Origin of the sequence: Enterobacter sp. BWH52 (assembly GCF_001037565.1) — a bacterium.
In the GTDB taxonomy this organism is placed as follows: domain Bacteria; phylum Pseudomonadota; class Gammaproteobacteria; order Enterobacterales; family Enterobacteriaceae; genus Enterobacter; species Enterobacter hormaechei_C.
In genome coordinates this window covers 3754129-3777188 of sequence record NZ_KQ089854.1, presented here as the reverse complement: position 1 = coordinate 3777188, position 23060 = coordinate 3754129, and the positions used below count along the sequence as shown (strand labels likewise).

The window sequence follows — 23060 nt, the reverse complement described above, 5'->3', positions numbered from 1 at the left end:
CATGTCTGAACAACAAGCACAGGGCGCTGACGCGGTAGTCGATCTTAACAACGAACTGAAAAACCGCCGCGAGAAGCTGGCAGCGCTGCGCGAGCAGGGCGTGCCGTTCCCGAACGATTTTCGTCGTGACCACACCTCAGACCAACTGCACGCAGACTTCGACGGTAAAGAGAACGAAGAGCTGGAAGCGCTGAACGTTGAAGTGTCCGTGGCGGGCCGCATGATGACCCGTCGTATCATGGGTAAAGCGTCCTTCGTGACCTTACAGGACGTTGGCGGCCGCATTCAGCTGTACGTCTCTCGTGACGACCTGCCGGAAGGCATCTACAACGAGCAGTTCAAGAAGTGGGACCTGGGCGACATCCTGGGCGCTAAAGGTAAACTGTTCAAAACCAAGACCGGTGAACTGTCTATCCACTGCACCGAGCTGCGTCTTCTGACCAAAGCCCTGCGCCCGCTGCCGGACAAGTTCCACGGTTTGCAGGATCAGGAAGCGCGCTATCGTCAGCGTTACCTGGATCTCATCTCTAACGATGAATCCCGTAAGACCTTCAAAATTCGCTCCCAGATCATGGCCGGCATTCGCCAGTTCATGGTTAACCGCGACTTTATGGAAGTAGAAACCCCGATGATGCAGGTGATCCCAGGCGGAGCCTCCGCTCGTCCGTTCATCACCCATCACAACGCCCTGGACCTGGACATGTACCTGCGTATCGCGCCGGAACTGTACCTGAAGCGTCTGGTGGTCGGCGGTTTTGACCGCGTGTTTGAGATCAACCGTAACTTCCGTAACGAAGGTATCTCCGTACGTCATAACCCAGAGTTCACCATGATGGAACTCTATATGGCCTATGCGGATTACAAAGATCTGATCGAGCTGACCGAATCCCTGTTCCGCACCCTGGCGCAGGACATTCTGGGCACCACCCAGGTACCTTACGGTGAAGAGGTGTTCGACTTCGGCAAGCCGTTCGAAAAACTGACCATGCGCGAAGCGATCAAGAAATACCGTCCTGAAACCAATATGGCGGATCTGGATAACTTCGACTCTGCGAAAGCGATCGCTGAAAGCATCGGTATTAAGGTTGAGAAGAGCTGGGGTCTGGGCCGTATCGTCACCGAGATCTTCGAAGAAGTGGCCGAAGCGCACCTGATTCAGCCTACCTTCATCACCGAATACCCGGCGGAAGTGTCTCCGCTGGCGCGTCGTAATGACGAGAACCCGGAAATCACTGACCGCTTCGAATTCTTCATCGGGGGCCGCGAAATCGGTAACGGCTTTAGCGAGCTGAACGATGCAGAAGATCAGGCGCAGCGCTTCCAGGATCAGGTTAACGCGAAAGCGGCAGGCGATGACGAAGCGATGTTCTTCGACGAAGACTACGTGACCGCGCTGGAGCACGGCCTGCCGCCGACGGCTGGCCTGGGTATTGGTATCGACCGTATGGTGATGCTGTTCACCAACAGCCACACCATTCGCGACGTGATCCTGTTCCCGGCGATGCGTCCGGTGAAATAAGCCGTTAAGACGTAAAAAAAGCCCCGTGCGTTTATCGCCGGGGCTTTTTTATTGCGCCGCGAAGGCGCTGAGTTTTTCACGCGCAGTGTTCGCTTCTTGCACCATCCACGGGCTAAATGCCCACGGTGTGGCGTCCAGCGCGCGGAATAGCGCGTCCAGCTCCACCCACTGATACTCCATCACTTCATCGTCATTGATTGCGAGGGTATTCGTTACGCGGGCGGCATAGACCGGGCAGATTTCGTTTTCAACGATCCCTGACGGGTCGGCTTCACGGTAGCGGAACTCCGGGGCAATGGGGGTGATGTCTGTGATTTCGGCGCCGACTTCAAAGCGGCAGCGGCGGATAATCGCCTGCTCTGTCGCTTCGTCGGCCTGTGGATGACCGCAAACGGAGTTGGTCCATACGCCGGGCCAGGCTTTTTTACTTAAGGCGCGACGGGTGATCAGACATTCTCCGTTAGCGTTAAACAGCCATGAAGAGAAGGCCAGGTGTAGCGGGGTGTGTGACGTGTGCGCGGCGTACTTCTCCTGAGTGCCAATCACTTTTCCCTGGTCATTTACCAAAATAACGTGTTCTTGAATACTCATTGATGCTCCAGTGCCAAAATGCTTAATGGTTCAGCACCATCAGCGGAATTATTATACTGCATTCTTATGCGAACGGTTTGGCCCACAGAGCGGAAAAGGGCATGACCCGCATCAGTTTGGGCTGCTATCATAGTGCGCCATTCACGCTGACCGAGGAGCTGTTTTGTTTGCAGGAAGCCTGACGAGAAACCCGATCATTGCCGTTTTCTGCCTGACGCTGACGCTACTTGTAGCAGGATGCTCGGGGAGTAAATCTTCGGATATGGGCAGTTATTCCGGTGCAGTCTATACCGTTAAGCGCGGGGACACGCTCTACCGCATCTCACGCGCCACGGGAACCAGCGTGAAGGAACTGGCGCGCCTGAATAATATTTCTCCACCGTATACTATTGAGGTAGGGCAGAAGCTCAAGGTTAACGGCGGTTCTTCCTCAGGGAAAAAGTCCTCAACGCGTAAAACAGCCAAAGTCACGCCATCCTATCAGGTGCCTAAATCATCCTGGCCGCCGGTCGGTCAGCGCTGCTGGATCTGGCCTGCAAGCGGAAAAGTGGTTGCGCCGTACTCGCTCTCGGAAGGTGGCAATAAAGGTATTGATATCGCTGCCGCACGCGGTACACCGGTTTACGCTTCAGGGGCCGGGAAGGTGGTCTATGTCGGTAACCAGCTTCGTGGATACGGTAACCTGATCATGATTAAGCATGGTGAGGACTACATTACTGCTTATGCGCATAACGACACGATGCTGGTCAATAACGGGCAGAACGTGAAGGCGGGGCAGAAGATTGCGACTATGGGCAGTACCGGGACGGATACGGTGAAGCTGCACTTCCAGATCCGCTATAAGGCCACAGCCATCGATCCGCAGCGTTATCTTCCGGCGCAGGGCAGTAAGCCGAAGTGCTAAGTGATTATTTAATCGCCACTTAGTGGGGTAAAGGCTTGTATGAAGAGGCGTAAGGTCTATAATGCCTTACGCACCTCAAAGCGGGCGTAGTTCAATGGTAGAACGAGAGCTTCCCAAGCTCTATACGAGGGTTCGATTCCCTTCGCCCGCTCCAGTCTCCTCATAAATTAACAAGTTATAATTTATCAGTTAGTTACTTTGCTCCGCTTTAGCAGGTACAACTAAAACTACCCAATGTTCTATGCCCGTATCTGGCGTCGCGTGACAGGGTCTGTAGTTCAAGGAAACATATCATCCACGCTGGCGGTGGTTCCAGTTTCTTACCGCGACAGCACAACAACGAACTAAAAGCCGCATATCTGGCATAACTCCCGAAAACAGGTTTATGGTGATAACGTACCTACAAACGACATGTAGGATCTATCAGCGTTTCAGCCACGCTCCCGCAAGGGTACACGGTTATCCTGATAAGGTGTGATCCCTCTGACAGTCTGATGTTGTCGCCTAACGGCTCCACTTGTTGCTGTATCACCAACGGGGCTTTATGGCTTCTATTGTCTGAAATCTGATTCATTGGACAAACATCATGTGGATTGCTGTAAAGTTCATCAGTATGATTGCTTGCACAATCAGCGATTGGGAAAACACTTCTGGGAGATAAGGGACGAGACGATATGAAAGTGACTGATGAGGCTTTGTTACGTTCAGGGTTTACGCAGCCCGAATTGCAGAAGATAAAAAGCAACATTGAAAAATATGGAGGAACGCTTGGAGAGGCCATAAATGACCTCGCTAGGCGATTTGTTACCTTGGCGGGAGTGGTGGCTGTGTGTGCCTTAATCCTACTGCTACTTATCGTCTTCAGCTCACCTGATAGAGCAGTTGCATGGGGGCTGGCGATGATCTTTGGGGTTGCCATTATGTCCTTCGCGCAGCCGCCGGTAATTTCCTATAAATCCTGGCGTTACCGAAAAACTATCAAGGATTAACTGGTTCCATTTTCGGTTGTCAATAGATCGAAAATCACTTTTGCTTTAACACCATAACCGACAATCTTCATTGTTAGCTTAGGAGTGCTCATTGTGCTGACTTTGCGATAGTAATCGTGTGGAAGCCAGCGAAATAATCTCCAGGCTCCAGTTTTTCGAGCGAGTCCTACAATGCTGTACACACTGGCACCGAGAGTAACACCATTATAGAGAGCCAAGCCCTTGTTAGGATTAAATCCCATGAACTGGGCCGTATGCATCGCGGAGTCAGCAATGATACCTTGCGAGGGTTTATGTCCTTCTGGCTGATCAAAGTTGAGCACTTCTTTCGTTAATCCGTTCATTCCATCGGCAATCAGGACTGCCCCAGCCAGCATACCAATCGGCCCCATAGTGGATAACATCATAAAGCCACCAAAGAGAACCACGCCTGATAGCACCACGTTTACGGCGGATATAACATAACCGACGATTTTATTATTTTCCTTAACAAACTCGACCGTCGCGTAAAGCTGTGCGGCTCTGGTTCTTTACAGGCGTTCTTGTTCGTGTAGATTATCTGTTTCAGCACGCAGATTTTTGATGCATGCAATGCATTCTTCATCGGTTTTAGCTCGTCGTGCTGTTTCAAATTCTTTATCTACAACCTGTTTTATCTCTTCGACAAACTTGATACGTGTAAGACCATCTTGCAAATAGAATGCTGACAGCCGGTTTGCTGTTTCGACGAGTTTCCGGGCCTCTAGATTCACCATGGTATCTGACCATGTTCTGTTCCAGCCCCTGTTAAGCAACGCAATATCCATTAAAGACTCCTTCCCAAAATGTGTCTGGTCATTTTAGGTGCAATAAGGTCGAAGACCATAGGAAATACTTTCACAACCCACCCCCGTGGGTGTCCCGTCTCTTTATCCTCCCAGTTTACTTCCTCCTGCTTAAAATATCCCCGGCTCTATTATAGATCCGCTGAGTGGAACGATTAACCGCCTAATAATTTCACTGGATCTGCATGAAATATTCTGGTGTTGCCACTGCGTCACACCGCTTTGCTTACGCTGCAATTTGCCTCGCTTTATTGCAACAGGCACAAAGCTCTCTTTTCGTAGTAAAAAGCCTTCTTTTGCTAAACAAGGAATCACCCATGGCATAACACGCTAAGTTGCACATTTCCTATACCCTGGATACCCTGAGATTAATCCTAATAACTCAAGGGTGAGTATGGCTACCGGGAAGAGAAAGAACCAAAAGGAATCACCTGAAGAAGAGTTAGATCGCTTGCTGGATGAGCTTGAACTCACAGAGGAGCAACGGGAGTTTATCGAATCCATGCGGGAGGATAAGGGCGATCCCAGTAGTGAGTAACGCTTGCCTTCAGCCGAACGAATACGAATGGCCGCATAACGGCATTGTAAAGATTTTTTCTCCTCACGAGGGCTTTCCGTCAGCGTCGATGGCTCAGCGTACCGTGCCAGAAATTGTCCTGAAATGATGCGGTATTCAGACCGGATCGAACTACTATTCATTATGATTTATCAATGCATTATACCCTGACCATGTGCATGTAAAATCGCGGAGCCGGGAGAGTTGACGGCAATGTAAAAGAAATCATGAGGAAAGAAATATGGCTGCTACAAACGGTATGATTGATACTGATGACGCTGTAATTTTACTCATCGACCATCAGAGTGGCTTATTCAACACGGTACGTGATGTGCCTGTACCAGACCTTCGTAATTATGTGACAGCGATAGCCAAAGTTGCCACGCTTTTAAATATCCCGGTGATCACCACGGCCTCTGTTCCTGACGGTCCCAATGGCCCGCTCATCCCGGAAATTCACAAATATGCACCCCATGCCGTGTATGTTCCACGCACCGGGCAGATTAATACCTGGGATAATCCGGCGTTTGTGAAGGAAGTGGAAAAGACGGGCAGAAAGACCCTGATTATTGCCGGCACGCTCACCAGCGTCTGCATGGCGTTCCCTGCGGTTAGCGCTGTCCAGGAGGGGTATAAGGTTTACTGTGTTGTGGATGCCTCGGGGAACTGGTCCAAAATCGCGACCGATACCACCATCGCGCGCGTGGCTCAGGCGGGGGCGATCCCTACCGATACGTTTGCCATTGTCGCTGAATTAATGAGAACCTGGAACCGCGAGGAAGGTTCTCGCTTTGCTGAGATCCTGGCAGAGCATGTCTGTCCGGAATATAAGTGCCTGATTGAAAGTTTCGGCAAAGCTCAGGAAATTGCCAGAACGGGCCCGGAAACCAATCTGGAGCATTATAAGTAAGTCCTAATAAACCTGTATAAAAGTTGCTGGATTTTATCGTCCTGTACCTGAGCGTATTACAGGTGCAGGACGTAGCGGCGTCGTATTCCGGACGTCGCTGAATTGTCAGAGATATTAAGAGGGGCTGAACCGCGCATAATTTAAAATTAAACCCTCTTTCTTTTTACGTAATCAATCGCCCCTGTTATATCTGTCGGCAAATTTTTTATTTCCCGGACCACAGATGAAAACACGACTCCTCCTGTGCGCTGGCGTATTAGCTGCCTCCAGTGCCCATGCCAGCGCCCTCTATTTTTATGAAGCCGGCACCGAAGATACCGCGCTTGCCGGAGCAGGGCAGGCGGCTCGTGCGCAGGATGCCTCTACAATTATGACCAACCCGGCTGGCATGACGCGCTTACCGGATCATATGGTCACCGGTGGGTTACAGGTTATGGATGGCTCCATCGACAACCAGCTGGATAACGATGCCCATCAAAGCCCCGGCGATGTGATGAAAACCATCCCGAATGCCAGCGCCTTTTATAGCCAGAAGGTGACCGATAATCTTTATGCCGGGGTCGGGCTTTACGGTAATTACGGCCTGGGGATCGACTACGGTAGCTGGGCGGGCGACAGGTTGATTAAAAAGAGTACCATGGTAGCCATGACGCTCAGCCCCTCGCTGGCCTATAAGCTTAACGACCGTCTTTCGATTGGCGCGTCCGCCAACGTTAACTACGGTTACTTCTCGCTGACTCGCAGCGTTAACGATGATGACTACCAGCGACGCGATGAAGACCTGGCCATGAGCTATCGGCTTGGGCTGCTGATGCAGCTAACTGACCAGACCCGAGCCGGTATTACCTGGAACAGCGAAACGGACTTCAGCTTCAATATTGACGGCAACGCGCGTCTACAGAACGGCACCTACGACCTGCCGTTGTCGGCACAGATCAGCGCGCCGCAGCAAATCATGCTCAGTCTGGTGCATGATATTAACCCGCGGTGGTCGGTTATGGGCGATCTCGGCTGGCAGGACTGGAGCCAGTTCGGCGCGCCGCAAATCGTCGTCGGGGACCAGCAGCTGAACAACGTCAGCCGCCTGAAGGACACGTGGCACGGTGCGGTGGGCGTGCAGTATCGTCCAACGCCTCAGTGGCGACTGAATGCCGGTGTGGCGTTCGACAGCTCGCCGTATGAAAGCCAGAGCGATGTGGCCTTAACCTTACCTACCGGCGATGAGTGGCGATTTGGCACGGGGGCCCAGTATCAGATCACCCCGGCCAGCAATATTGGTATTGCCGTGTCGTATCTTCATATGCAGTCGTCGCATGTGAAATCGCCGGTGGCGTTTGCCGGAAGTTACGACCATCCTTATCTTTGGTTTGCCAGCGTCAACTACAGCTATCAGTTTTGATCGGCTAACCGCTTAAAATATATGGTCTATAATGGCAGATATTGAATGTCAGAAGGTTGTACCATGCATATTTTACCGCCTGTTCGACCCGAAAAATCCATCGAACGACTGACCGCTATCCTTGAGCCGATAGCGGAGAAAGTGCACGTTGTTCCGCGTAAGCGACTCACCTGGTTACGGAAGGGGAAACAGCAGATGTACCTCTTTCTGGAAGGGGAGTTATCCCTGCTGCGGGCCTCGGATGGACTGGTGGTAGTAACCGTTTACGAGCCGCATTTGTTTGGTATCGCAGAGATGATCCAGCCTACCCAGGGGCATCTTCTCCGTGCGGAAAGGGAGTCGACTATTTTACGTCTTGATGCGGACAAGGCGGCTGAGTTGTTTCGCGCCGAGGGCGTCTGGGAGGATGTCGCCGCGCTGCTTTCATACCATACGGCCTATTTAATATTTCGTGATGCACAGGTACTCCAGCAGCGTACCTATTCCGTTATTCGTAACCACCTTCAGGAAATGATTTTGCTCCCGGAAGAGACGCGTCTGCGTACCACGATTCTGGAATATATTCAGGATCGTACGCTGCTCTCTCGCAGCAGTATACTCAATGTATTATCCGCCCTTAAGCAGGGAGAATATATCTCCTTTAAGCGCGGCGGATACCTGCTTGAAGTCAGACATTTACCCGAATCATTCTAGCGGAAGTTTAAAATTAAACAGAAATGGAATTAACGCTGCCGTTAATTTTCTATATCGTTTGCTTTCTCAGATTTAACTTTATCAAGTAAACGGTATTTTTATGAAAAAGACAGTTATCGCATTAATTGTGGCTAATGTATTTACCGCCACTTCCGCCTTCGCCGCCGCGGATGCGGGCACCTGGTATAGCGGGGCGAAATTCGGCTGGTCTCACTATTTTGATACCAATATGGGTTCAAAAGCGTTTGAGAACACGCATTCCGATCACTTCGATTTTGACCATGATAATGTCGGCGGGGGTGTTTATACGGGTTATCAGATTACCCCATGGCTTGCGGTAGAAGGTGGTTATGATTATTTAGGCAACATGCAGATTAAAGGCCAGCATGGCGCAGGGGCGCAAATGAAGACGCAGGGCCTGCAACTGTCTCTGAAGGCCAGTTATGCCCTGACCAATGACTGGGATATTTACGGCCGTGCCGGCGCAATGGGCTATCGCGCTGAATCCGATGTAAGTGGTCACAATCGTTTTGAAACAGGTGTGCGCCCGCTTGCTGCCGTGGGTACTGAATACGCCTTCAATAAAAACTGGGCGGGCCGCCTGGAGTATCAGTGGGTAAGCAACGTGGGCAATGTTAACCAGATCGGCGTGAGCAGCGACCTGAGTTCCGTCACCGCAGGGCTTAGCTATCGCTTTGGTCAGTACGACTGATGTCCGTGATATGCCCATTAATAAAAACCCGGCTGCTTAAGTTGCCGGTTTTTTTGTTTTCAGCTGGTGAATAATGGTTCAAGAACGATATGAATATTTTGCAGGCCCGTGACATTATTATCTTTCAGGTATTGCTGGTTAACCATATCTAGCTGTTCCAGCTTGGTCAGCGAGGCATAGACGCGTTGAACGGCACTGTCCGCAACAAAAATTTCTTTTGCGGTGGTGTCCTGTAGATACTGTGATTTTACGCTGCGCGTTAGGGTCTCGATCTGCTGTTTATTTTCCTGATAAAGAGACGCGATATGCGATATCTGTACCTGCGGTGGTTTTTCCCCCGGCAACACCAGTGGAATTTGCAGATGATTAATTTTTTCAACATTGTCTGGTTGGGGAGAACTACAGGCTGTTAATGTGCTGAGGGTTAATACAGCGAAAAAGAACGGCAGGCTTTTCATCGAATCACTCCGGGGAAATAACTGGACTCAGCATTATCCCTGAAGGCCGCAGCGACGAAAGAATTAACTTATTTATTTATAAACGTTAATTTCATAGGTTAAAGATAAGCCTGGTGATAGCCTCCTTTCCCCCCATGTACCGCCAGCGTAAATATAACTCCTCGAGGAAGTATGAAATTTAAAACTCTCGTTAGTGCGATGGCCGTTGCTGGTCTGCTATTAGTCTCGTTGACCTCATTGCCTGTCCTGGCACAAAAGGAAGGGAAGGGAGCCACTGCCCATACGAAAGAGATGAATGATGCACTTTATGGTCAACTGCCCTTCTTTGATAAGACCGTTTTCCGAAATGCGCACAAAGGCTTTATTGCCCCGCTGCCAGCCGCGGTGATTAAAGACGAAAAAGGCGCCGTTATCTGGAACCCCCAGAAATACGCTTTTATCAAAGAAGGGCAAAAAGCGCCGGATACCGTCAACCCGAGCCTGTGGCGTCAGGCGCAGCTGAATAATATTGGCGGTCTGTTTGAGGTCACGGAAGGCGTCTACCAGATCCGCAACCTCGATCTGTCGAATATGACGATTATAGAGGGCAAAGAGGGGATCACGGTTATCGATCCGCTGGTGTCTGCGGAAACGGCCAAAGCGGGCATGGATCTTTACGTTCAACATCGTGGCAAACGCCCGGTTGTTGCCGTTATTTATACCCATAGTCATGTCGATCATTATGGCGGCGTGCGTGGCGTGGTCGATGAAGCGGGAGTGATGACCGGCAAAGTGAAAGTCTATGCTCCAGCAGGTTTTATGGAAGAGGCGGTATCGGAAAATATCATGGCCGGAAATGCCATGAGCCGCCGTGCCAGTTATATCTACGGAAACCTGTTAAAGGCCAATGTAAAAGGTCAGATAGGGGCGGGTCTGGGGACGACCACCTCAGCGGGGACGGTCACGCTTATCGCGCCCACTCACGCCATTACCAAAGACGGGCAGAAAGAGATCATCGACGGTCTCACCTATGATTTTATGCTGGCGCCGGGGTCGGAAGCGCCGTCTGAAATGCTCTGGTATGTGGAAGAGAAAAAACTGATTGAAGCAGCAGAGAACGTCACTCACACCCTGCACAATACTTATTCGCTGCGCGGGTCGAAGATACACGATCCGCTGGCATGGTCAAAATACATCAATAACGCTCTCGATCGTTGGGGGGGATAAAGCGGAAATTATTATCGCGCAGCACCACTGGCCCACATGGGGTAATAAGAAAGTGGTGAAGCTGATGAAAAGCCAGCGTGATATCTACCGCTATATCAACGACCAGACGCTCAGACTGGCGAATAAGGGGCTGACGAGGGATGAAATAGCCGCAAATTTCGCCCTGCCTTACGGACTGGCTAAATCCTGGGCAGGCCGTGGCTATTACGGCTCGGTAAGCAACAACGTCAAAGCCACCTATGTCTACTATCTTGGCTGGTTCGACGGCAATCCGGCGACGCTCGATGAACTGCCTCCGGTCGAGGCGGCGAAAAAGTATGTCGATTACATGGGCGGAGCCCGCGCGATCCTTGAAAAAGCTCGTGTCGATTATGCCCGGGGGAATTATCGCTGGGTGGCTCAGGTGGTCAGTAAAGTCGTTTATGCCGATCCGAATAATAAGGCAGCGCGCGAACTGGAAGCGGACGCGTTTGAACAGCTGGGATACCATGCGGAGTCAGGGCCGTGGCGTAACGCCTACCTCACCGGTGCGCAAGAGTTGCGTAACGGCGTGAAGATAAAGCCGACGCCCAAAACCGCCAGCCCGGATGCGGTCCGTGCCATGTCAACTGAGATGATTTTTGACTACCTCGGCGTTCACCTTAACGGCGTCAGAGCGGCGAATGCCAGAGGCATTTTTAACGTTGATTTAGGCCGCGAGGGCGGCAGGTATAAGCTGGAGCTGGAAAATGGCGTGCTGAACCATAGCGCCAACGCTTAGGCAGAAGATCCGGATGCAACCATTACGCTCAGCCGCGAAACGCTGAACAAAATCATCCTTAAGGAAACCACGCTGAAAAAGGCGCAACAGGCAGGAGAGGTGACGATCGTCGGCAACGCCGCGAAGGTGAACGAAATGCTGCGCTGCATGGAGAGCTTCGGCTTCTGGTTTCCTGTCGTCACCCCTTAAAAGTAAAAAAGGCTGCTTTCGCAGCCTTTTTCGTCAAATGACGCCGTCGCCGCCGTCTGAACACCAGACCTGCCCGGAGGTGTATGAACACTCATCCGAGGCCAGAGTGACATACAGCGGTGCGATCTCCACGGGCTGTCCCGGGCGTCCCAGAGGGGTACTCTCGCCAAAATGTTTCACTTTTTCCTGTGGCTGCCCACCGCTGGGCTGGAGCACGGTCCAGTAAGGTCCGGGCGCTACCGCGTTCACGCGGATCCCTTTCGGACCCAGCTGTTTCGCCAGCGCTTTGGTAAACACCGCGAGACAGGCTTTGGTCTGCGCATAGTCAAGCAGTACGGCGCTCGGTTTAACCGCCTGAACGGAGGAGGTGTTAATGATGGAAGCGGGAGCTTTCATGTGGCGCAACGCCGCCTTTGTGATCCAGAAAGGCGCATAGACGTTGGTCTTAAAGGTCGCGTCAAAATCTTCCGTAGTCAGTTCTTCCAGCGACTCACGATACTGCTGGCGGCCTGCGTTATTCACTAGGATATCCAGCCCGCCCAGTTTTGAGACGGCCTGCTCCACCAGGTTCTGACAAAAAGTTTCGTCGCGCACATCGCCCGGAAGCGCGACGGCGTTCCGTCCTTCCGCTTTAATCAGGGCGATGACTTCCGCTGCGTCTTCTTCCTCTTCCGGCAAATAGTTAATGGCGACATCTGCCCCTTCGCGGGCATAGGCAATGGCTACCGCGCGTCCGATGCCGGAATCGCCCCCGGTAATTAGCGCCTTCTTACCGGCAAGACGTCCATGCCCTTTGTAGCTCTTCTCGCCGTGGTCGGGTACGGGTTCCATTTCTGAGGACAGGCCCGGCGGCGTCTGGGGTTGCTCCGGGAAAGGTGGCGTTGGGTAAGCGTTCGTACGTTGTTCATTATCACTCATAGCTAACTCCTTGTTAGGGGTGAGATTTGATGGATAGTTACAGCGTTAACGCTTCGCTGAATTATTTTTGCAAGTGGCTGACCCGGACTACGGGTGGGGATGATTTTTTATCGAGCGAGCCGCTAATACTGATCATGTTGTCAGGTTCCACGGTTCTGTCGTCAAATACGGCTTTCGGGATAATAACGTCGATTTTCCCGGTTTTATCCTGGAATACGTATTTATCGCCATTGCCATCAATAAGATTGCCGCGCAGTGAAATAGAGGCGCCATCATGCATCTCTTTCGCCTGAGTAATGGTCATAATGCGCGCATCATCGGTACCACGATAACCGCTGTCCAGCGCATGCGGCGGTGGCGGCGCGTCACCCTTTTGTAACCCGCCGTTATTATCTGCCCAGGCAGTAGGGATAATTAATATTAACAAAGCTGAAATCACTGATAATTTCATCTGATATCCTTCATTTTGGATGTCTTGACTTATTAAGTATTGTTGCTATTTCTTTATGTGGCAAATGTGATAAGTCTTAAAAGCATTTTCACAGAGAAATCAAAAATTTCGGCAATTAAGCGAAACGGTGACGACTGCCATGGAACCAAAAAATGAAAAAGTGCCTGGGATAAAAGAGAGTTATCGTTTACTGACGTTTGAGTACGCATTTCGTCAGGTGGGTTTTATTGTGCTGTTAGCTATTATCGTGGCGGCAATTGCCGGGCTGTTTTCAAGCGGTGTGGTCAGTGACGTGGAGAAAACAAACGATGCAAAATCCCTGACCCTGAGCTATGAGCGCTTCGGTCGCCGCCAGACCGAATCGCGGATGGCGCTGACGTTTCCGGTGACGTCTGAGAGCAAATATACCCTCAGCCTGACCAGCGAAAGCAGCGACGCGTATGAGCCCGGCAGCGTCTGGCCACAACCGGACAGCATGTACAGCCGGGGGAATACCCTGTTTCTCGTCTACGATCGTTTACAACAGACCGATAAATTTACCGTTCTATTATTCATCACGCCGTCAAAAGCAGGGAAGTGGGCAAACAGCATCCGCGTAAACAACGAGCCAGATATCCGTTTCTGGCAGTTTATTTACCCCTAGGAGTCGAATATGGACATGGTTTTTCGTGCCCTGGCAATTTACCTGTTTCTGGTCATTGTGTTTAAAGTTGCCGGGCGGCGCGCCCTGTTACAAATGACCAGTTTTGACCTTATTTTGCTCTTAATTATCAGTGAGGCGACACAGCAGGCGCTGCTTGGCGAAGATTTTTCCATCACCGGTGCGATGATTACAATAACAACGCTGGTGGTGGTGGATATTATTTTTGGCCTCCTGAAAAAATATTTTTCCACTGTTGAGAATATTCTTGATGGCACGCCGGTGATATTGGTGGAGAACGGTGTCCCCCTTGCCGATAAACTGAAAAAGGTCGATGTATCCTGTGATGATATATTGGTATCAGCCCGCCAGAATCACGGTATTACAGAATTGAAGGAGATAAAATACGCTATTCTTGAGCGTAATGGTCATATTTCTATTATTCCTGACGAAAATTAAGGGCAACGCGATGAGCAATCTTATTCACGACAGTAACAACACCATCAGCGAGCTGACGAAAAAGCTCGCCACTCAGCTTACGGACAGAGGTTTGCGGTTAACTACCGCAGAGTCCTGTACCGGCGGCAATCTCGCGGTTGCGCTTTGTGCCGAAGAGAACACGGCGGAATTTTATGACGTTGGCATGGTGGTGTTCAGCGATGCGGCGAAGGAGAGGATCCTCGGCGTGCGGCACGAAACCATTGAGCGCTTCACCGCCGTCAGTGAACAAACGGTGACCGAGATGGCCGCTAAAATTCGCGAAATTGCCGAGGCGGATATTGGCCTTGCCATCAGCGGCTATGCGGGACCGGAAGGCGGAGACGATGGCACCGCAGCCGGTACGGTCTGCTTCGGCTGGAATATTCGCGGACAGACGGAAACCCGCACCGTGCTGTTTTCCGGTGAATGTCAGGATGTGGTGGATAAAGCGGTGCGTTATTCCTTGTCTGAACTGATCGAAATACTCTCCGGCTGGGATAACGTCTGAAACAAGGGGAAAGGCTATGGCTGTCATCGTTATTACCGGCGGTACGGCGGGCGTGGGGAAGGCCACGGCGCTGCACTTTGCCAAAGCGGGCTACGATGTGGGCATCATTGCCCGCGATGAGCAGAGCCTGCGCTCCACAGAAGAGGAGTTGCGCCGTTTCGGGATCAACGCCTGTGCCGTTCAGGCCGACGTGGCGGACAGCAAGGCGGTGACCGATGCTGCTAACGAGATTGAATACCGGCTTGGAGCCATCGATGTGTGGGTGAATAACGCCATGGGCGGGATGCTGGCGCCGTTTCGCACCATGTCGCCTGAGGAGTTTCGCCGCGTCACCGAGGTGACCTATCTGGGCTATGTTAACGGTACCCGCGCCGCGCTGGAGTTAATGACCCCACGCGATCGCGGAACGATTATTCAGGTTGGCTCCGCGCTGGCCTACCGCTCCATTCCCTTGCAGTCAGCCTACTGCGGGGCGAAGGCCGCGATCCGCGGGTTTACCGACGCCGTGCGCACCGAGCTGATGCATGAAAACAGCCGGGTGCAGATCGCAATGGTACAGATGCCGGGCCTCAATACGCCGCAGTTCGAGTGGGCGAGGAATACATTTGCCTGGGCGATGCGACCGGTTCCCCCCGTGTTTCAGCCGGAAGTGGCTGCCAGCGCGATTTTCAAGGTAGCGCAAAAACCGGTGCGGGAGCTGTGGGTGGGCAGCAGCACCGTCCAGTCGATTGTCGGGCAATTTCTTTTTCCCGGCTTTCTGGATCGGCTGATGGTTAAAAAGGCCTGGGAAGGGCAGATGACCGATACACTAAATGCGGATGACCGTCAGGACTATCTGGATCAGCCGGTTAACGATCTGCATAAAATCCACGGGCACTTCACCGACGAAGCAAAAGAGCGCGCCACCAGCGTTACCTCCGGCATGCCGGGGAAAGTGCTGCTCGGCTCCCTCGCCGTCACGGGTGCGATCGTGGCGCGTCTTCTGCTCTCGCGGAGACGATAATCAGCGCAGTGCGGTACGATCGGTCCAGAACCAGCGGTACCCATAGCCGCTGAGGTTAAGCGCGACGGTTTTGCCGCACACCAGCGCGTCGTTGTAGCGTTTGTCCGCCAGGCAGGCGGTCCAGGTCGCATGCCGGATCCCTCTGGCGGTAAAATTAACGGGCTTATCGCTAAAGTTAACGAAGGTCAGAATGCTGCGCGTGTCGGTTTCGTAATAGATCCCCAGCACCGCATCGCTGTCGATATTAATAAGACGAAACGGCGCGACGCCGATCTCAGGGAACTCCGAGCGCGTATTGGCGATATCGATAATGCAGTGCAGGAGTGAGTTGCGGTGCAACAGCGAATCCGCCACGTTGATTTTTTGATAGCGGTACGGGCCGCGGTCAATCATCGGGGCGATAAAAGTTTCCGGGTCGGCGTCTGAGAAACCGCCGCCTTGCGATCCGGCCCACTGCATCGGGGTGCGTACGGCGTAACGCTCCTCCAGTTCCAAATCATCTCCCATGCCAATCTCATCCCCGTAGCGCATGACCGGTACGCCCGGCAGCGAAAACAAGACCGCATGGCAAAAGGCCAGCCGCTTACGATCGCCATTAAGCATCGGCGCCAGACGGCGGCGGATACCTCGCTGATACACACTCATTTCTTCGTCAGGGGCAAAGGCATCAATGACGGTCTGCTTCGCTTTTTTTCCTATCCCTTCCAGATCCAGCTCATCATGATTGCGCAGCCAGTTGGCGAAGCAGCAGGAGTCAGGCGGCACAATCATCTTCTTCACCGCGTTGCGCAGCGGTCGTGCGCTTTTCTCCGCAAGGCTGACGTAGAAGTACTTATTGAGCCAGAAATTCAGCACCAGGTTGAGCCGGTCGTTCTGACCAAAATAATCTTTGTAGGCCTCGACCTCCACGTCGACTTCGCCGAGCAGGATCGCATCCGGGTTACGCTGCTCGATAAGACGGCGCAGATGCTCCAGGATCCACAGGCCGCGTTTTTCATCCCCACGTCCGGCCTGTTTTGTCAGGTGCGACGCCGCATCCAGGCGAAAGCCCGACACCCCGAGCTTTAGCCAGAAGATGATGATGTTCTCAACCTCCTTCAGCACCGCAGGGGAGGCCAGATTGAGATCCGGCTCGTGGTGATAAAACATATGCCGATAGTATTGCCCCGCCTCGTCGTCCCATGTCCAGATACTCTTCTCCACGCCGGGGAACATCGGCGGCGTATCGTCGTCGTCCGTGTCGGACCACAGGTAATAGTCACGATAGGGTGATTGAGGGTTGCGGCGGGCCTGTTGAAACCAGGGATGCGCATCCGAGGTATGCTGGATCAGCAGCTCAATAATGACCTGCATCCCCAGCTCCCGCGCCTGTTCAATAAAGGCGATGATATCGTTGAGCTTGCCGAAGCGGGGATCGACCTGCAAATGGTCGCTCACGTCATAGCCTTCATCGAGAAAAGGCGTGAGGTAAAACGGAGTGATCCAGATAACCGTCGCGCCCATCCGGCGGATGTAGCGTAGCTTCGCGGCGATTCCGGCGATGTCGCCACAGCCATCGCCGTTCAGATCGTAAAACAGGGCAGTATCTATCTGGTAAATAATGGCGCGTGTATGCCAGCCTGCCATAGTAATCCTTAGTGATAACCTTCGGTATCAGACACTTTGCCCCGGAAGACGTAATAGCTCCAGGCGGTATAAACCAGGATCACCGGGATGATTAACAGCGTGCCGATCAGCATAAACAGCTGGCTGGCAGGCGGCGCGGCGGCTTCCCACAGGGTGATGTGCGGCGGAATTATGTGTGGCCACAGGCTGATGCCCAGGCCGCTAAAGCCGAGGAAGATCAGGCCCAGCGTTAACAGGAACGGACGGGCATGGCTGTCGGGATTACGCGTCAGCCGCCAGATCCACAGGCTGAATACCGCCACAAGAACCGGAACCGGCAGGAACCAGAAGAAGTTAGGCAGAGTAAACCAGCGTTCGGCGACAAACTGCCAGCCGAGCGGGGTCCAGATACTTACCACCGCAATGACGGCAATCAGCGCCAGCAGAACGTGGCGGGTCAGCTCGCGCATCCGGTTTTGCAGCGCGCCTTCGCTTTTCATGATCAGCCACGTGGTGGCCAGCAGGGTATAGGCGACAATTAAGCCCAGCCCGCAGAACAGGTTAAACGGGGTGAACCAGTCCAGCGAGGAGCCCACAAAGCGACGCCCTTCCACGTCAAAGCCGTTGATCATCGCGCCAACCACGATCCCCTGGCTGAAGGTTGCGAGCAGGGAACCGCCAGCAAAAGAATAGTCCCAGAATTTGCGGTGGGAAGGGGTCGCCTTAAAGCGAAACTCAAATGCCACGCCGCGGAAAATAAGCCCGATCAGCATGGCCGTCAGCGGGATGGTCAGGGCATCGATTATTACCGCGTAGGCCAGCGGAAACGCGCCGAACAACCCTGCGCCGCCGAGAACCAGCCAGGTTTCATTTCCGTCCCAGACCGGGGCGACGCTGTTCACCATCACGTCGCGCTCTTTGGCATCACCCACAAAGCTGAACAGCATGCCGATACCGAGATCGAAACCGTCCATGATGATGTACATCAGCGTGGCGAAGACAATAATGGCAAACCAGATGACCGGGATATCGACGCCCATCAGATCTTCTCCTCTTCCGGAACAGACTCGGCGGCGGACAGCGGACGGGCAGGGGTGCCCGATGTATTAGACGTTAGCGTGCCCACAGGCTGCGGACCTTTTTTAATCAACCGGGCGAGATACACATATCCCACGCCAAATACCGAACAGTAGACCACGATAAAGGCCAGCAGGCTGATGCTCATCTGCAACGTGCTGTGCAGAGACACCGCATCTATCGTGCGCAGATAGCCGTAAACGACCCACGGCTGGCGGCCCACTTCGGTGGTGACCCACCCGGCGAGCAGCGCGAGTAATCCGGCAGGCCCCATACAGAGGGCAAACCAGTGGAATGGCCGTGAGTGATAGAGTCGACGGCGATAGCGCAGCCAGACGCTCAGTACGCCAAGGGTAATCATCAGCAGCCCCATGCCGACCATAATGCGGAAGGACCAGAAGACGATGAGCGAGTTAGGGCGGTCCTCTTTCGGGAAATCCTTCAGCGCCGGGACCTGTTTATCCAGGCTGTGCGTCAGGATCAGGCTGCCGAGCGCGGGAATTTCAAGCCCGTATTTGGTGCGTTCCTCTTCCATATCCGGTACGCCAAACAACAGCAGCGGGGTGGCCTCGCCGGGCGGGTTTTCCCAGTGGCCTTCAATCGCGGCGATTTTGGCAGGCTGGTGCTCAAGCGTATTCAGCCCGTGCATATCACCAACCACGGCCTGAATGGGCGCGACCAGCAGCGCCATCCACATGGCCATGGAGAACATCTTGCGGATCGCGGGCGTATCGTTACCGCGCAGCAGATGCCATGCCCCGGACGCGCCCACAAACAAGGCGCTGCACAGGAAGGCGGCGATGGACATATGGATCAGTCGGTAAGGGAATGAGGGGTTAAAGATAATGGCCAGCCAGTCTTCGGGAATGACCTGACCGTTCTGAATACTGAAGCCCTGCGGGGTGTGCATCCAGCTGTTAGAGGCGAGGATCCAGAAGGTGGACATCAGCGTGCCCAGCGCCACCATGCAGGTGGCAAAGAAGTGCAGGCCGGGGCCAACCTTGTTCCAGCCGAACAGCATCACGCCTAAGAAACCGGCTTCCAGGAAGAAGGCGGTTAAGACTTCATAGGTGAGCAAAGGGCCGGTTATGCTGCCCGCGAACTGGGAAAAGCCGCTCCAGTTAGTCCCAAACTGGTAAGCCATCACCAGCCCGGAAACCACGCCCATACCAAAGTTGACGGCGAAAATTTTTAGCCAGAAATGGTATAGCGAGCGCCAGACATCATTTTTTGTGCGAAGCCACATGCCTTCGAGAACCACCAGATAGCTCGCAAGCCCGATGGTGATCGCCGGGAAGAGAATATGAAAAGAGACGGTAAAGGCGAACTGTATCCTGGCCAGATGAAACGCATCAAGCTCGAACATGCTCCGTACCTCTGGAACTGATAGCGCACAAGGCATTGCCAGACAGCCTCAGGCTGCCTGGCAAAACCGGTTACGGTTTTTTCTTACCTGCGCCAAGCTCGGCACCGGTAAGCGGATCGGCGTTAGGGTCGGATTTCGTACGTGCGCACATCGCTTTGACCAGCGTTTCCTGCTCTGTCGTGAGCGTTACTCTTGCGCCGCCGTCACCGCCATCGACCGCTGGCTGAGGAGATTCCACGTAGTCGAAGTGCTTATCGCTGTTCCAGCTGCCGCGAACTTCTCCCCCCTCAGACATATTGTAGTACTTGTTGGTGTACTCTTCGATTGGTGGCAATTTACCCGGTGGGAAATTGTTACGGATCGACTGGAGCGCCTTCTCAAACGAGAGCTGGTGTGCTGCCTCACGCGTCATTAAAAACGCCAGCGCATCTTTAACACCCGGATCGTCCGTTACGTTAATAAGCCGTTCGTAGATAATTTTGGCGCGCGCCTCGGCCGCAATGTTAGAGCGCAGATCGGCGGTGGGCTCGCCAATAGTATCCACATACGCCGCCGTCCATGGTACGCCCCCGGAGTTGGTCAGTGGAGTACCACCGCCGTAGAGCAGGGAGGTGATATGACTGTCGTTGCCGTTCTCGGTCATGGAGCGGTACAATTCCGCTTCATTTTCAACGCCTTCCGCCAGTTCACCTTTCGCACCCTTATTCAGCATACCCACCAGGGTGCCGATGATTTCCAGGTGACTTAATTCTTCGGTCGCGATATCCATCAGCATATCTTTACGACCGGGATCGTCGTCGCTCAATCCTTGCGTAAAGTAACGACATGCCGCGGCAAGTTCGCCCTGTGGCCCGCCAAACTGCTCAAGCAGAAGATTGGCCAGGCCCGGATTCGGTTCGGCTACGCGTACCGTGTATTGCAGCTGTTTTACGTGTCGAAACATAGTTTCTCCCTCTTTCGTTATTTTTTCGCTTCAACACCGTCCGCATCGGAGCGCAGCAGGAACTGTTCCGTCGTCTGTGGAATATGCTGGAGCAGCCAGTCAGCCATCTGGCGCTCTTCTTCCAGAATGGACTCAATGGCAGGAATGGAGGCGGTATCGCCCGCTTGTTTGGCCGCAGCCAGCAGAGAGGTGTAGCAGGCAATTTCAAACTGCTCAAAAACGTAGCCGCTGATGGAGCCTTTAACAATTTCGTCGGAAGGGAACATGCCGCCAATGGACTGGCCGAGCGCCGCCATTTTGCTCATGGAATCTTTTATGACCGAACGGGAAATATCATTGCGGTCGAGAATTTCTTCCAGCACGGTAATTTGGTGTTTAGTCTCATTAACGTGTTGTTCAATTCGTGCACGTAAGTCGGGATAATTATCAATACGGCTGGCCATAGATTCCAGCATGGATTCGGCTTGCTTTTCCATCGCATGGGCATCGCGTAGCCAATCATGGTAGTGTTCTACATGATTCATAATTAACTCCTGTGATTTATTATCTGGTTAATTTTTGTTGCTGATGCTCATCAAATTAATATTTATCCTTTCTGGGCTTTTTGATTAATATTGCCGACAGCCAGATCGGTTAATTTGAGATCGGTTTCTTTTTCTTCTTCCAGCGTTTCGGCAAGAAGTTTAACGGCTTTTTTATAGCCTAATTGTTCAGCCAGGGTGGCCAGGGTGCCGTAGCTGGCAATCTCGTAATGCTCGACTTTTTGTGCTGCGGCAATTAATGCAGCGTCACGCACTTCATTTTTCTCAGTGCTCTCAATAACTTCGTTGGCTTCTTCAATTAAGCCTTCCATCGCAACGCATTTCATGCGCTTCAGTTTGAGGCCGGATTCCTGCTCAATAATCTGATCGATACGCTCGATTTGTCCCTGAGTCTCTTCGAGGTGGGCCGTGAACGCGGCACTCAACTTCTCGCTGGATGCGGCGCGAGCTAACTTGCTTAGAGCGCGGGTCAGCTGCTTCTCAGCGCTGTAGGTGTCTGATAACAGGTGAATAAATACATCTTCAACAGTTTTCATATTCATATTTTCGCTCCAGTGAAATAAAGGGAAGGTACTGCGAGCCGACGGGCCCGCAGCATGCTCTCGGTATATTTATAAGAGCTTTAAATAAGATCAGGAGTTATCAGATTTACGGCCTCCGCCGTGACTGTTCTGGCCCCCTTTCTTACCCGCTTCAGATGCGCGTTGCGGATCGTTTTTGAAATTACCGCCGCTGTGCTGGCCGCCTTTACGTCCAGCTTCTGATGCCTTTTCACGGTCTTCAGCGAAATTACCGGAACCACCACGATGTTGCTCTGCCATATATCAACCCTCATGTTGCGTTTATGTCAGGAGATACGATAAGTAATTCGTATCAGTTGTCGTTCAGGAATTAACATTAGTCGTTATGTGAGAAGAGTCAAATTTCATGTCTGGGTTGTTTTGCGGTAATTTTGCAGGTGTTCAGGAAATACCGCTTCGTTACGAACTTTAAAAACGGACGGTAAATCCACTGGTTAGGGAGAAATAAATCTGGATGTTGGGAGTTCGCTTAGCTAATAATCCTAATGTGAACGTGGCGTGAATTATTACAAGAGTTGACACAACGCAAAAATATATCGTCGCAACGGGTGCTTCTGTATTCGGAATAATCTTAAGTGCCTGGCGAAATAACGTGTTGAAAAGAAGGTGGCCAAACCTCGTTTTTGACGTGGTCAGGCGGATCGGCTGAGGGTATGCTTCTTTTGTCACCACAATAATTACAGAGGCAATATCATGGATCAGGAGCTACTGGATGCGGGGTACCGGGCCTACACCGGTGAGAAAATTGATGTTTACTTCAACACCGGGATCTGCAAACACTCGGGCAACTGCGTGCGCGGCAGCGCGGCGCTGTTCGACCTGAAGCGTAAACCATGGATCGCGCCGGATGAAGTAGATGCAGAAACGGTTGTGCGCGTAATTGATACCTGCCCGAGCGGTGCGCTGAAGTACCGCCAAAAATAAGTGAGGAACCATGGAAATTCTTGAAGGCCATAACAAGTTTTACGTCAACGACGCCGAAGGCAATCAGGTAGCGGAGATTGTCTTTGTCCCAACCGGCGAGCATCTGAGCATCATTGAGCACACCGATGTTGATCCAAGCCTGAAAGGGCAGGGTGTGGGTAAGCAGCTGGTGGCGAAGGTGGTAGAGAAGATGCGCGGGGAGAACCGTAAAATTATCCCGCTGTGTCCGTTTGCGAAGCATGAGTTTGATAATACGCGGGAGTATGACGATATTCGGGCGTAAAACAGATGCCCGGCATTGCGCCGGGCAGC

General features: G+C 52.6%; 25 protein-coding genes, 1 tRNA gene and 2 pseudogenes. 16 read left to right on the top strand and 12 right to left on the bottom strand.

Going from position 1 to position 23060, the window contains the following annotated elements:
- Nucleotide 1 precedes the first annotated feature (1 nt).
- The gene (gene lysS / locus SK47_RS17775; protein ID WP_048244873.1) at nucleotides 2-1519 is read left to right on the top strand and encodes a lysine--tRNA ligase; all 1518 of its coding nucleotides are present in this window, start codon (nucleotides 2-4) and stop codon (nucleotides 1517-1519) included.
- Nucleotides 1520-1567: 48 nt separating this feature from the next.
- Here the strand turns inward: lysS and idi are convergent, their stop codons facing one another.
- Nucleotides 1568-2110, bottom strand: coding sequence for an isopentenyl-diphosphate Delta-isomerase (gene idi / locus SK47_RS17770; RefSeq protein WP_003863454.1), 543 nt, complete (start codon nucleotides 2108-2110; stop codon nucleotides 1568-1570).
- A 163-nt stretch (nucleotides 2111-2273) separates the two neighbouring features.
- On the opposite strand from idi, the gene actS reads away from it, so the two are divergent.
- The 3 genes from actS (at nucleotide 2274) to SK47_RS17755 (ending at nucleotide 4003) form a co-directional block, all read left to right on the top strand.
- Entirely contained in the window at nucleotides 2274-3014 is a 741-nt protein-coding gene (gene actS / locus SK47_RS17765) for an amidase activator ActS (RefSeq protein WP_022651807.1), read from the top strand.
- Between the two features lie 80 nt (nucleotides 3015-3094).
- A tRNA-Gly gene (locus SK47_RS17760) sits at nucleotides 3095-3168 on the top strand.
- Between the two features lie 520 nt (nucleotides 3169-3688).
- A complete protein-coding gene (locus SK47_RS17755) occupies nucleotides 3689-4003 on the top strand; it encodes a hypothetical protein (RefSeq protein ID WP_003862882.1) in 315 nt (104 codons plus the stop codon).
- Here SK47_RS17755 and SK47_RS17750 read toward each other — a convergent pair.
- Nucleotides 4000-4809 (bottom strand): annotated as a pseudogene (locus tag SK47_RS17750) (DUF4225 domain-containing protein). The gene SK47_RS17755 and the pseudogene SK47_RS17750 overlap by 4 nt on opposite strands.
- 412 nt (nucleotides 4810-5221) lie before the next feature.
- Here SK47_RS17750 and SK47_RS24170 point away from each other — a divergent pair.
- The 5 genes from SK47_RS24170 (at nucleotide 5222) to SK47_RS17725 (ending at nucleotide 9097) form a co-directional block, all read left to right on the top strand.
- On the top strand, nucleotides 5222-5365 hold the full coding sequence (locus SK47_RS24170) for a hypothetical protein (protein WP_015571788.1): 144 nt from the start codon (nucleotides 5222-5224) through the stop codon (nucleotides 5363-5365).
- 259 nt (nucleotides 5366-5624) lie between these two features.
- On the top strand, nucleotides 5625-6293 hold the full coding sequence (locus SK47_RS17740) for an isochorismatase family protein (protein ID WP_017382881.1): 669 nt from the start codon (nucleotides 5625-5627) through the stop codon (nucleotides 6291-6293).
- 223 nt (nucleotides 6294-6516) lie between these two features.
- Nucleotides 6517-7692: an OmpP1/FadL family transporter gene (locus SK47_RS17735; protein WP_023323708.1), complete on the top strand. Its 1176-nt coding sequence runs from the start codon at nucleotides 6517-6519 to the stop codon at nucleotides 7690-7692.
- Between the two features lie 63 nt (nucleotides 7693-7755).
- Entirely contained in the window at nucleotides 7756-8385 is a 630-nt protein-coding gene (locus SK47_RS17730; protein WP_003862875.1) for a winged helix-turn-helix transcriptional regulator, read from the top strand.
- Between the two features lie 100 nt (nucleotides 8386-8485).
- Nucleotides 8486-9097 carry an outer membrane beta-barrel protein gene (locus tag SK47_RS17725; protein WP_003862873.1) on the top strand — a complete coding sequence of 204 codons (612 nt, stop codon included), beginning with the start codon at nucleotides 8486-8488 and terminating at the stop codon, nucleotides 9095-9097.
- 59 nt (nucleotides 9098-9156) lie between these two features.
- On the opposite strand, the gene SK47_RS17720 is transcribed toward SK47_RS17725, so the two are convergent.
- Entirely contained in the window at nucleotides 9157-9555 is a 399-nt protein-coding gene (locus tag SK47_RS17720; protein ID WP_023314790.1) for a hypothetical protein, read from the bottom strand.
- 171 nt (nucleotides 9556-9726) lie between these two features.
- Here SK47_RS17720 and SK47_RS17715 point away from each other — a divergent pair.
- A pseudogene (locus SK47_RS17715) lies at nucleotides 9727-11710 on the top strand (alkyl/aryl-sulfatase).
- Nucleotides 11711-11743: 33 nt separating this feature from the next.
- On the opposite strand, the gene SK47_RS17710 reads toward SK47_RS17715, so the two are convergent.
- Nucleotides 11744-12628, bottom strand: coding sequence for an SDR family oxidoreductase (locus SK47_RS17710; protein ID WP_022651800.1), 885 nt, complete (start codon nucleotides 12626-12628; stop codon nucleotides 11744-11746).
- Between the two features lie 61 nt (nucleotides 12629-12689).
- Nucleotides 12690-13079 carry a YdeI family stress tolerance OB fold protein gene (locus SK47_RS17705; protein WP_003862868.1) on the bottom strand — a complete coding sequence of 130 codons (390 nt, stop codon included), beginning with the start codon at nucleotides 13077-13079 and terminating at the stop codon, nucleotides 12690-12692.
- Nucleotides 13080-13218: 139 nt separating this feature from the next.
- Here SK47_RS17705 and SK47_RS17700 point away from each other — a divergent pair, with 139 nt between their 5' ends.
- The 4 genes from SK47_RS17700 to SK47_RS17685 are packed head-to-tail and all read left to right on the top strand — an operon-like array spanning nucleotide 13219 to nucleotide 15710.
- The gene (locus tag SK47_RS17700) at nucleotides 13219-13722 is read left to right on the top strand and encodes a hypothetical protein (RefSeq protein WP_023323705.1); all 504 of its coding nucleotides are present in this window, start codon (nucleotides 13219-13221) and stop codon (nucleotides 13720-13722) included.
- A 9-nt stretch (nucleotides 13723-13731) separates the two neighbouring features.
- Complete coding sequence (locus SK47_RS17695) at nucleotides 13732-14178, top strand: DUF421 domain-containing protein (protein ID WP_023323704.1); 447 nt, start codon at nucleotides 13732-13734, stop codon at nucleotides 14176-14178.
- A 10-nt stretch (nucleotides 14179-14188) separates the two neighbouring features.
- Nucleotides 14189-14707 (top strand): 2-oxo-tetronate isomerase, encoded by a 519-nt coding sequence (locus SK47_RS17690; RefSeq protein ID WP_023323703.1) that lies wholly within the window; start codon nucleotides 14189-14191, stop codon nucleotides 14705-14707.
- A gap of 16 nt (nucleotides 14708-14723) precedes the next feature.
- A complete protein-coding gene (locus tag SK47_RS17685) occupies nucleotides 14724-15710 on the top strand; it encodes an SDR family oxidoreductase (protein ID WP_023323702.1) in 987 nt (328 codons plus the stop codon).
- Here the strand turns inward: SK47_RS17685 and SK47_RS17680 are convergent, their stop codons facing one another.
- The 7 genes from SK47_RS17680 to SK47_RS17650 all read right to left on the bottom strand — a co-directional run bounded on the left by SK47_RS17680 (nucleotide 15711) and on the right by SK47_RS17650 (nucleotide 22064).
- Nucleotides 15711-17336 carry an alpha-amylase family protein gene (locus SK47_RS17680; RefSeq protein WP_023323701.1) on the bottom strand — a complete coding sequence of 542 codons (1626 nt, stop codon included), beginning with the start codon at nucleotides 17334-17336 and terminating at the stop codon, nucleotides 15711-15713. It abuts the gene before it with no gap.
- 8 nt (nucleotides 17337-17344) lie between these two features.
- Nucleotides 17345-18355, bottom strand: a complete 1011-nt coding sequence (cydB, locus tag SK47_RS17675) for a cytochrome d ubiquinol oxidase subunit II (RefSeq protein WP_015571779.1) — start codon at nucleotides 18353-18355, stop codon at nucleotides 17345-17347.
- The gene (locus SK47_RS17670; RefSeq protein WP_003862857.1) at nucleotides 18355-19758 is read right to left on the bottom strand and encodes a cytochrome ubiquinol oxidase subunit I; all 1404 of its coding nucleotides are present in this window, start codon (nucleotides 19756-19758) and stop codon (nucleotides 18355-18357) included. Before SK47_RS17670 ends, cydB begins: the two co-directional genes overlap by 1 nt.
- Before the next feature lie 70 nt (nucleotides 19759-19828).
- Nucleotides 19829-20701 carry a manganese catalase family protein gene (locus SK47_RS17665; protein ID WP_048244869.1) on the bottom strand — a complete coding sequence of 291 codons (873 nt, stop codon included), beginning with the start codon at nucleotides 20699-20701 and terminating at the stop codon, nucleotides 19829-19831.
- A 17-nt stretch (nucleotides 20702-20718) separates the two neighbouring features.
- A complete protein-coding gene (locus SK47_RS17660) occupies nucleotides 20719-21225 on the bottom strand; it encodes a ferritin-like domain-containing protein (protein WP_003862853.1) in 507 nt (168 codons plus the stop codon).
- A gap of 62 nt (nucleotides 21226-21287) precedes the next feature.
- Entirely contained in the window at nucleotides 21288-21785 is a 498-nt protein-coding gene (locus tag SK47_RS17655) for a YciE/YciF ferroxidase family protein (protein WP_003862851.1), read from the bottom strand.
- 90 nt (nucleotides 21786-21875) lie between these two features.
- Nucleotides 21876-22064 carry a con-10 family general stress protein gene (locus tag SK47_RS17650; RefSeq protein WP_022651794.1) on the bottom strand — a complete coding sequence of 63 codons (189 nt, stop codon included), beginning with the start codon at nucleotides 22062-22064 and terminating at the stop codon, nucleotides 21876-21878.
- 453 nt (nucleotides 22065-22517) lie between these two features.
- On the opposite strand from SK47_RS17650, the gene yjdI reads away from it, so the two are divergent.
- Nucleotides 22518-22748, top strand: a complete 231-nt coding sequence (gene yjdI, locus SK47_RS17645; protein WP_003862849.1) for a 4Fe-4S mono-cluster protein YjdI — start codon at nucleotides 22518-22520, stop codon at nucleotides 22746-22748.
- 10 nt (nucleotides 22749-22758) lie between these two features.
- Complete coding sequence (locus SK47_RS17640) at nucleotides 22759-23031, top strand: GNAT family N-acetyltransferase (protein WP_003862848.1); 273 nt, start codon at nucleotides 22759-22761, stop codon at nucleotides 23029-23031.
- Nucleotides 23032-23060 lie beyond the last annotated feature (29 nt).

Bases quoted from the DNA above. Each gene is read 5' to 3' on its own strand.
- SK47_RS17670 (WP_003862857.1), bottom strand. From the start codon at position 19,758: ATGTTCGAGCTTGATGCGTTTCATCTGGCCAGGATACAGTTCGCCTTT.
- SK47_RS17755 (WP_003862882.1), top strand. From the start codon at position 3,689: ATGAAAGTGACTGATGAGGCTTTGTTACGTTCAGGGTTTACGCAGCCC.
- SK47_RS17710 (WP_022651800.1), bottom strand. From the start codon at position 12,628: ATGAGTGATAATGAACAACGTACGAACGCTTACCCAACGCCACCTTTC.
- idi (WP_003863454.1), bottom strand. From the start codon at position 2,110: ATGAGTATTCAAGAACACGTTATTTTGGTAAATGACCAGGGAAAAGTG.
- SK47_RS17665 (WP_048244869.1), bottom strand. From the start codon at position 20,701: ATGTTTCGACACGTAAAACAGCTGCAATACACGGTACGCGTAGCCGAA.
- yjdI (WP_003862849.1), top strand. From the start codon at position 22,518: ATGGATCAGGAGCTACTGGATGCGGGGTACCGGGCCTACACCGGTGAG.
- SK47_RS17735 (WP_023323708.1), top strand. From the start codon at position 6,517: ATGAAAACACGACTCCTCCTGTGCGCTGGCGTATTAGCTGCCTCCAGT.
- SK47_RS17695 (WP_023323704.1), top strand. From the start codon at position 13,732: ATGGACATGGTTTTTCGTGCCCTGGCAATTTACCTGTTTCTGGTCATT.
- SK47_RS17720 (WP_023314790.1), bottom strand. From the start codon at position 9,555: ATGAAAAGCCTGCCGTTCTTTTTCGCTGTATTAACCCTCAGCACATTA.
- SK47_RS17640 (WP_003862848.1), top strand. From the start codon at position 22,759: ATGGAAATTCTTGAAGGCCATAACAAGTTTTACGTCAACGACGCCGAA.
- lysS (WP_048244873.1), top strand. From the start codon at position 2: ATGTCTGAACAACAAGCACAGGGCGCTGACGCGGTAGTCGATCTTAAC.
- SK47_RS17740 (WP_017382881.1), top strand. From the start codon at position 5,625: ATGGCTGCTACAAACGGTATGATTGATACTGATGACGCTGTAATTTTA.
- SK47_RS17685 (WP_023323702.1), top strand. From the start codon at position 14,724: ATGGCTGTCATCGTTATTACCGGCGGTACGGCGGGCGTGGGGAAGGCC.
- SK47_RS17730 (WP_003862875.1), top strand. From the start codon at position 7,756: ATGCATATTTTACCGCCTGTTCGACCCGAAAAATCCATCGAACGACTG.
- SK47_RS17705 (WP_003862868.1), bottom strand. From the start codon at position 13,079: ATGAAATTATCAGTGATTTCAGCTTTGTTAATATTAATTATCCCTACT.
- SK47_RS17660 (WP_003862853.1), bottom strand. From the start codon at position 21,225: ATGAATCATGTAGAACACTACCATGATTGGCTACGCGATGCCCATGCG.
- SK47_RS17690 (WP_023323703.1), top strand. From the start codon at position 14,189: ATGAGCAATCTTATTCACGACAGTAACAACACCATCAGCGAGCTGACG.
- SK47_RS17700 (WP_023323705.1), top strand. From the start codon at position 13,219: ATGGAACCAAAAAATGAAAAAGTGCCTGGGATAAAAGAGAGTTATCGT.
- SK47_RS17650 (WP_022651794.1), bottom strand. From the start codon at position 22,064: ATGGCAGAGCAACATCGTGGTGGTTCCGGTAATTTCGCTGAAGACCGT.
- SK47_RS24170 (WP_015571788.1), top strand. From the start codon at position 5,222: ATGGCTACCGGGAAGAGAAAGAACCAAAAGGAATCACCTGAAGAAGAG.
- SK47_RS17680 (WP_023323701.1), bottom strand. From the start codon at position 17,336: ATGGCAGGCTGGCATACACGCGCCATTATTTACCAGATAGATACTGCC.
- SK47_RS17655 (WP_003862851.1), bottom strand. From the start codon at position 21,785: ATGAATATGAAAACTGTTGAAGATGTATTTATTCACCTGTTATCAGAC.
- cydB (WP_015571779.1), bottom strand. From the start codon at position 18,355: ATGGGCGTCGATATCCCGGTCATCTGGTTTGCCATTATTGTCTTCGCC.
- SK47_RS17725 (WP_003862873.1), top strand. From the start codon at position 8,486: ATGAAAAAGACAGTTATCGCATTAATTGTGGCTAATGTATTTACCGCC.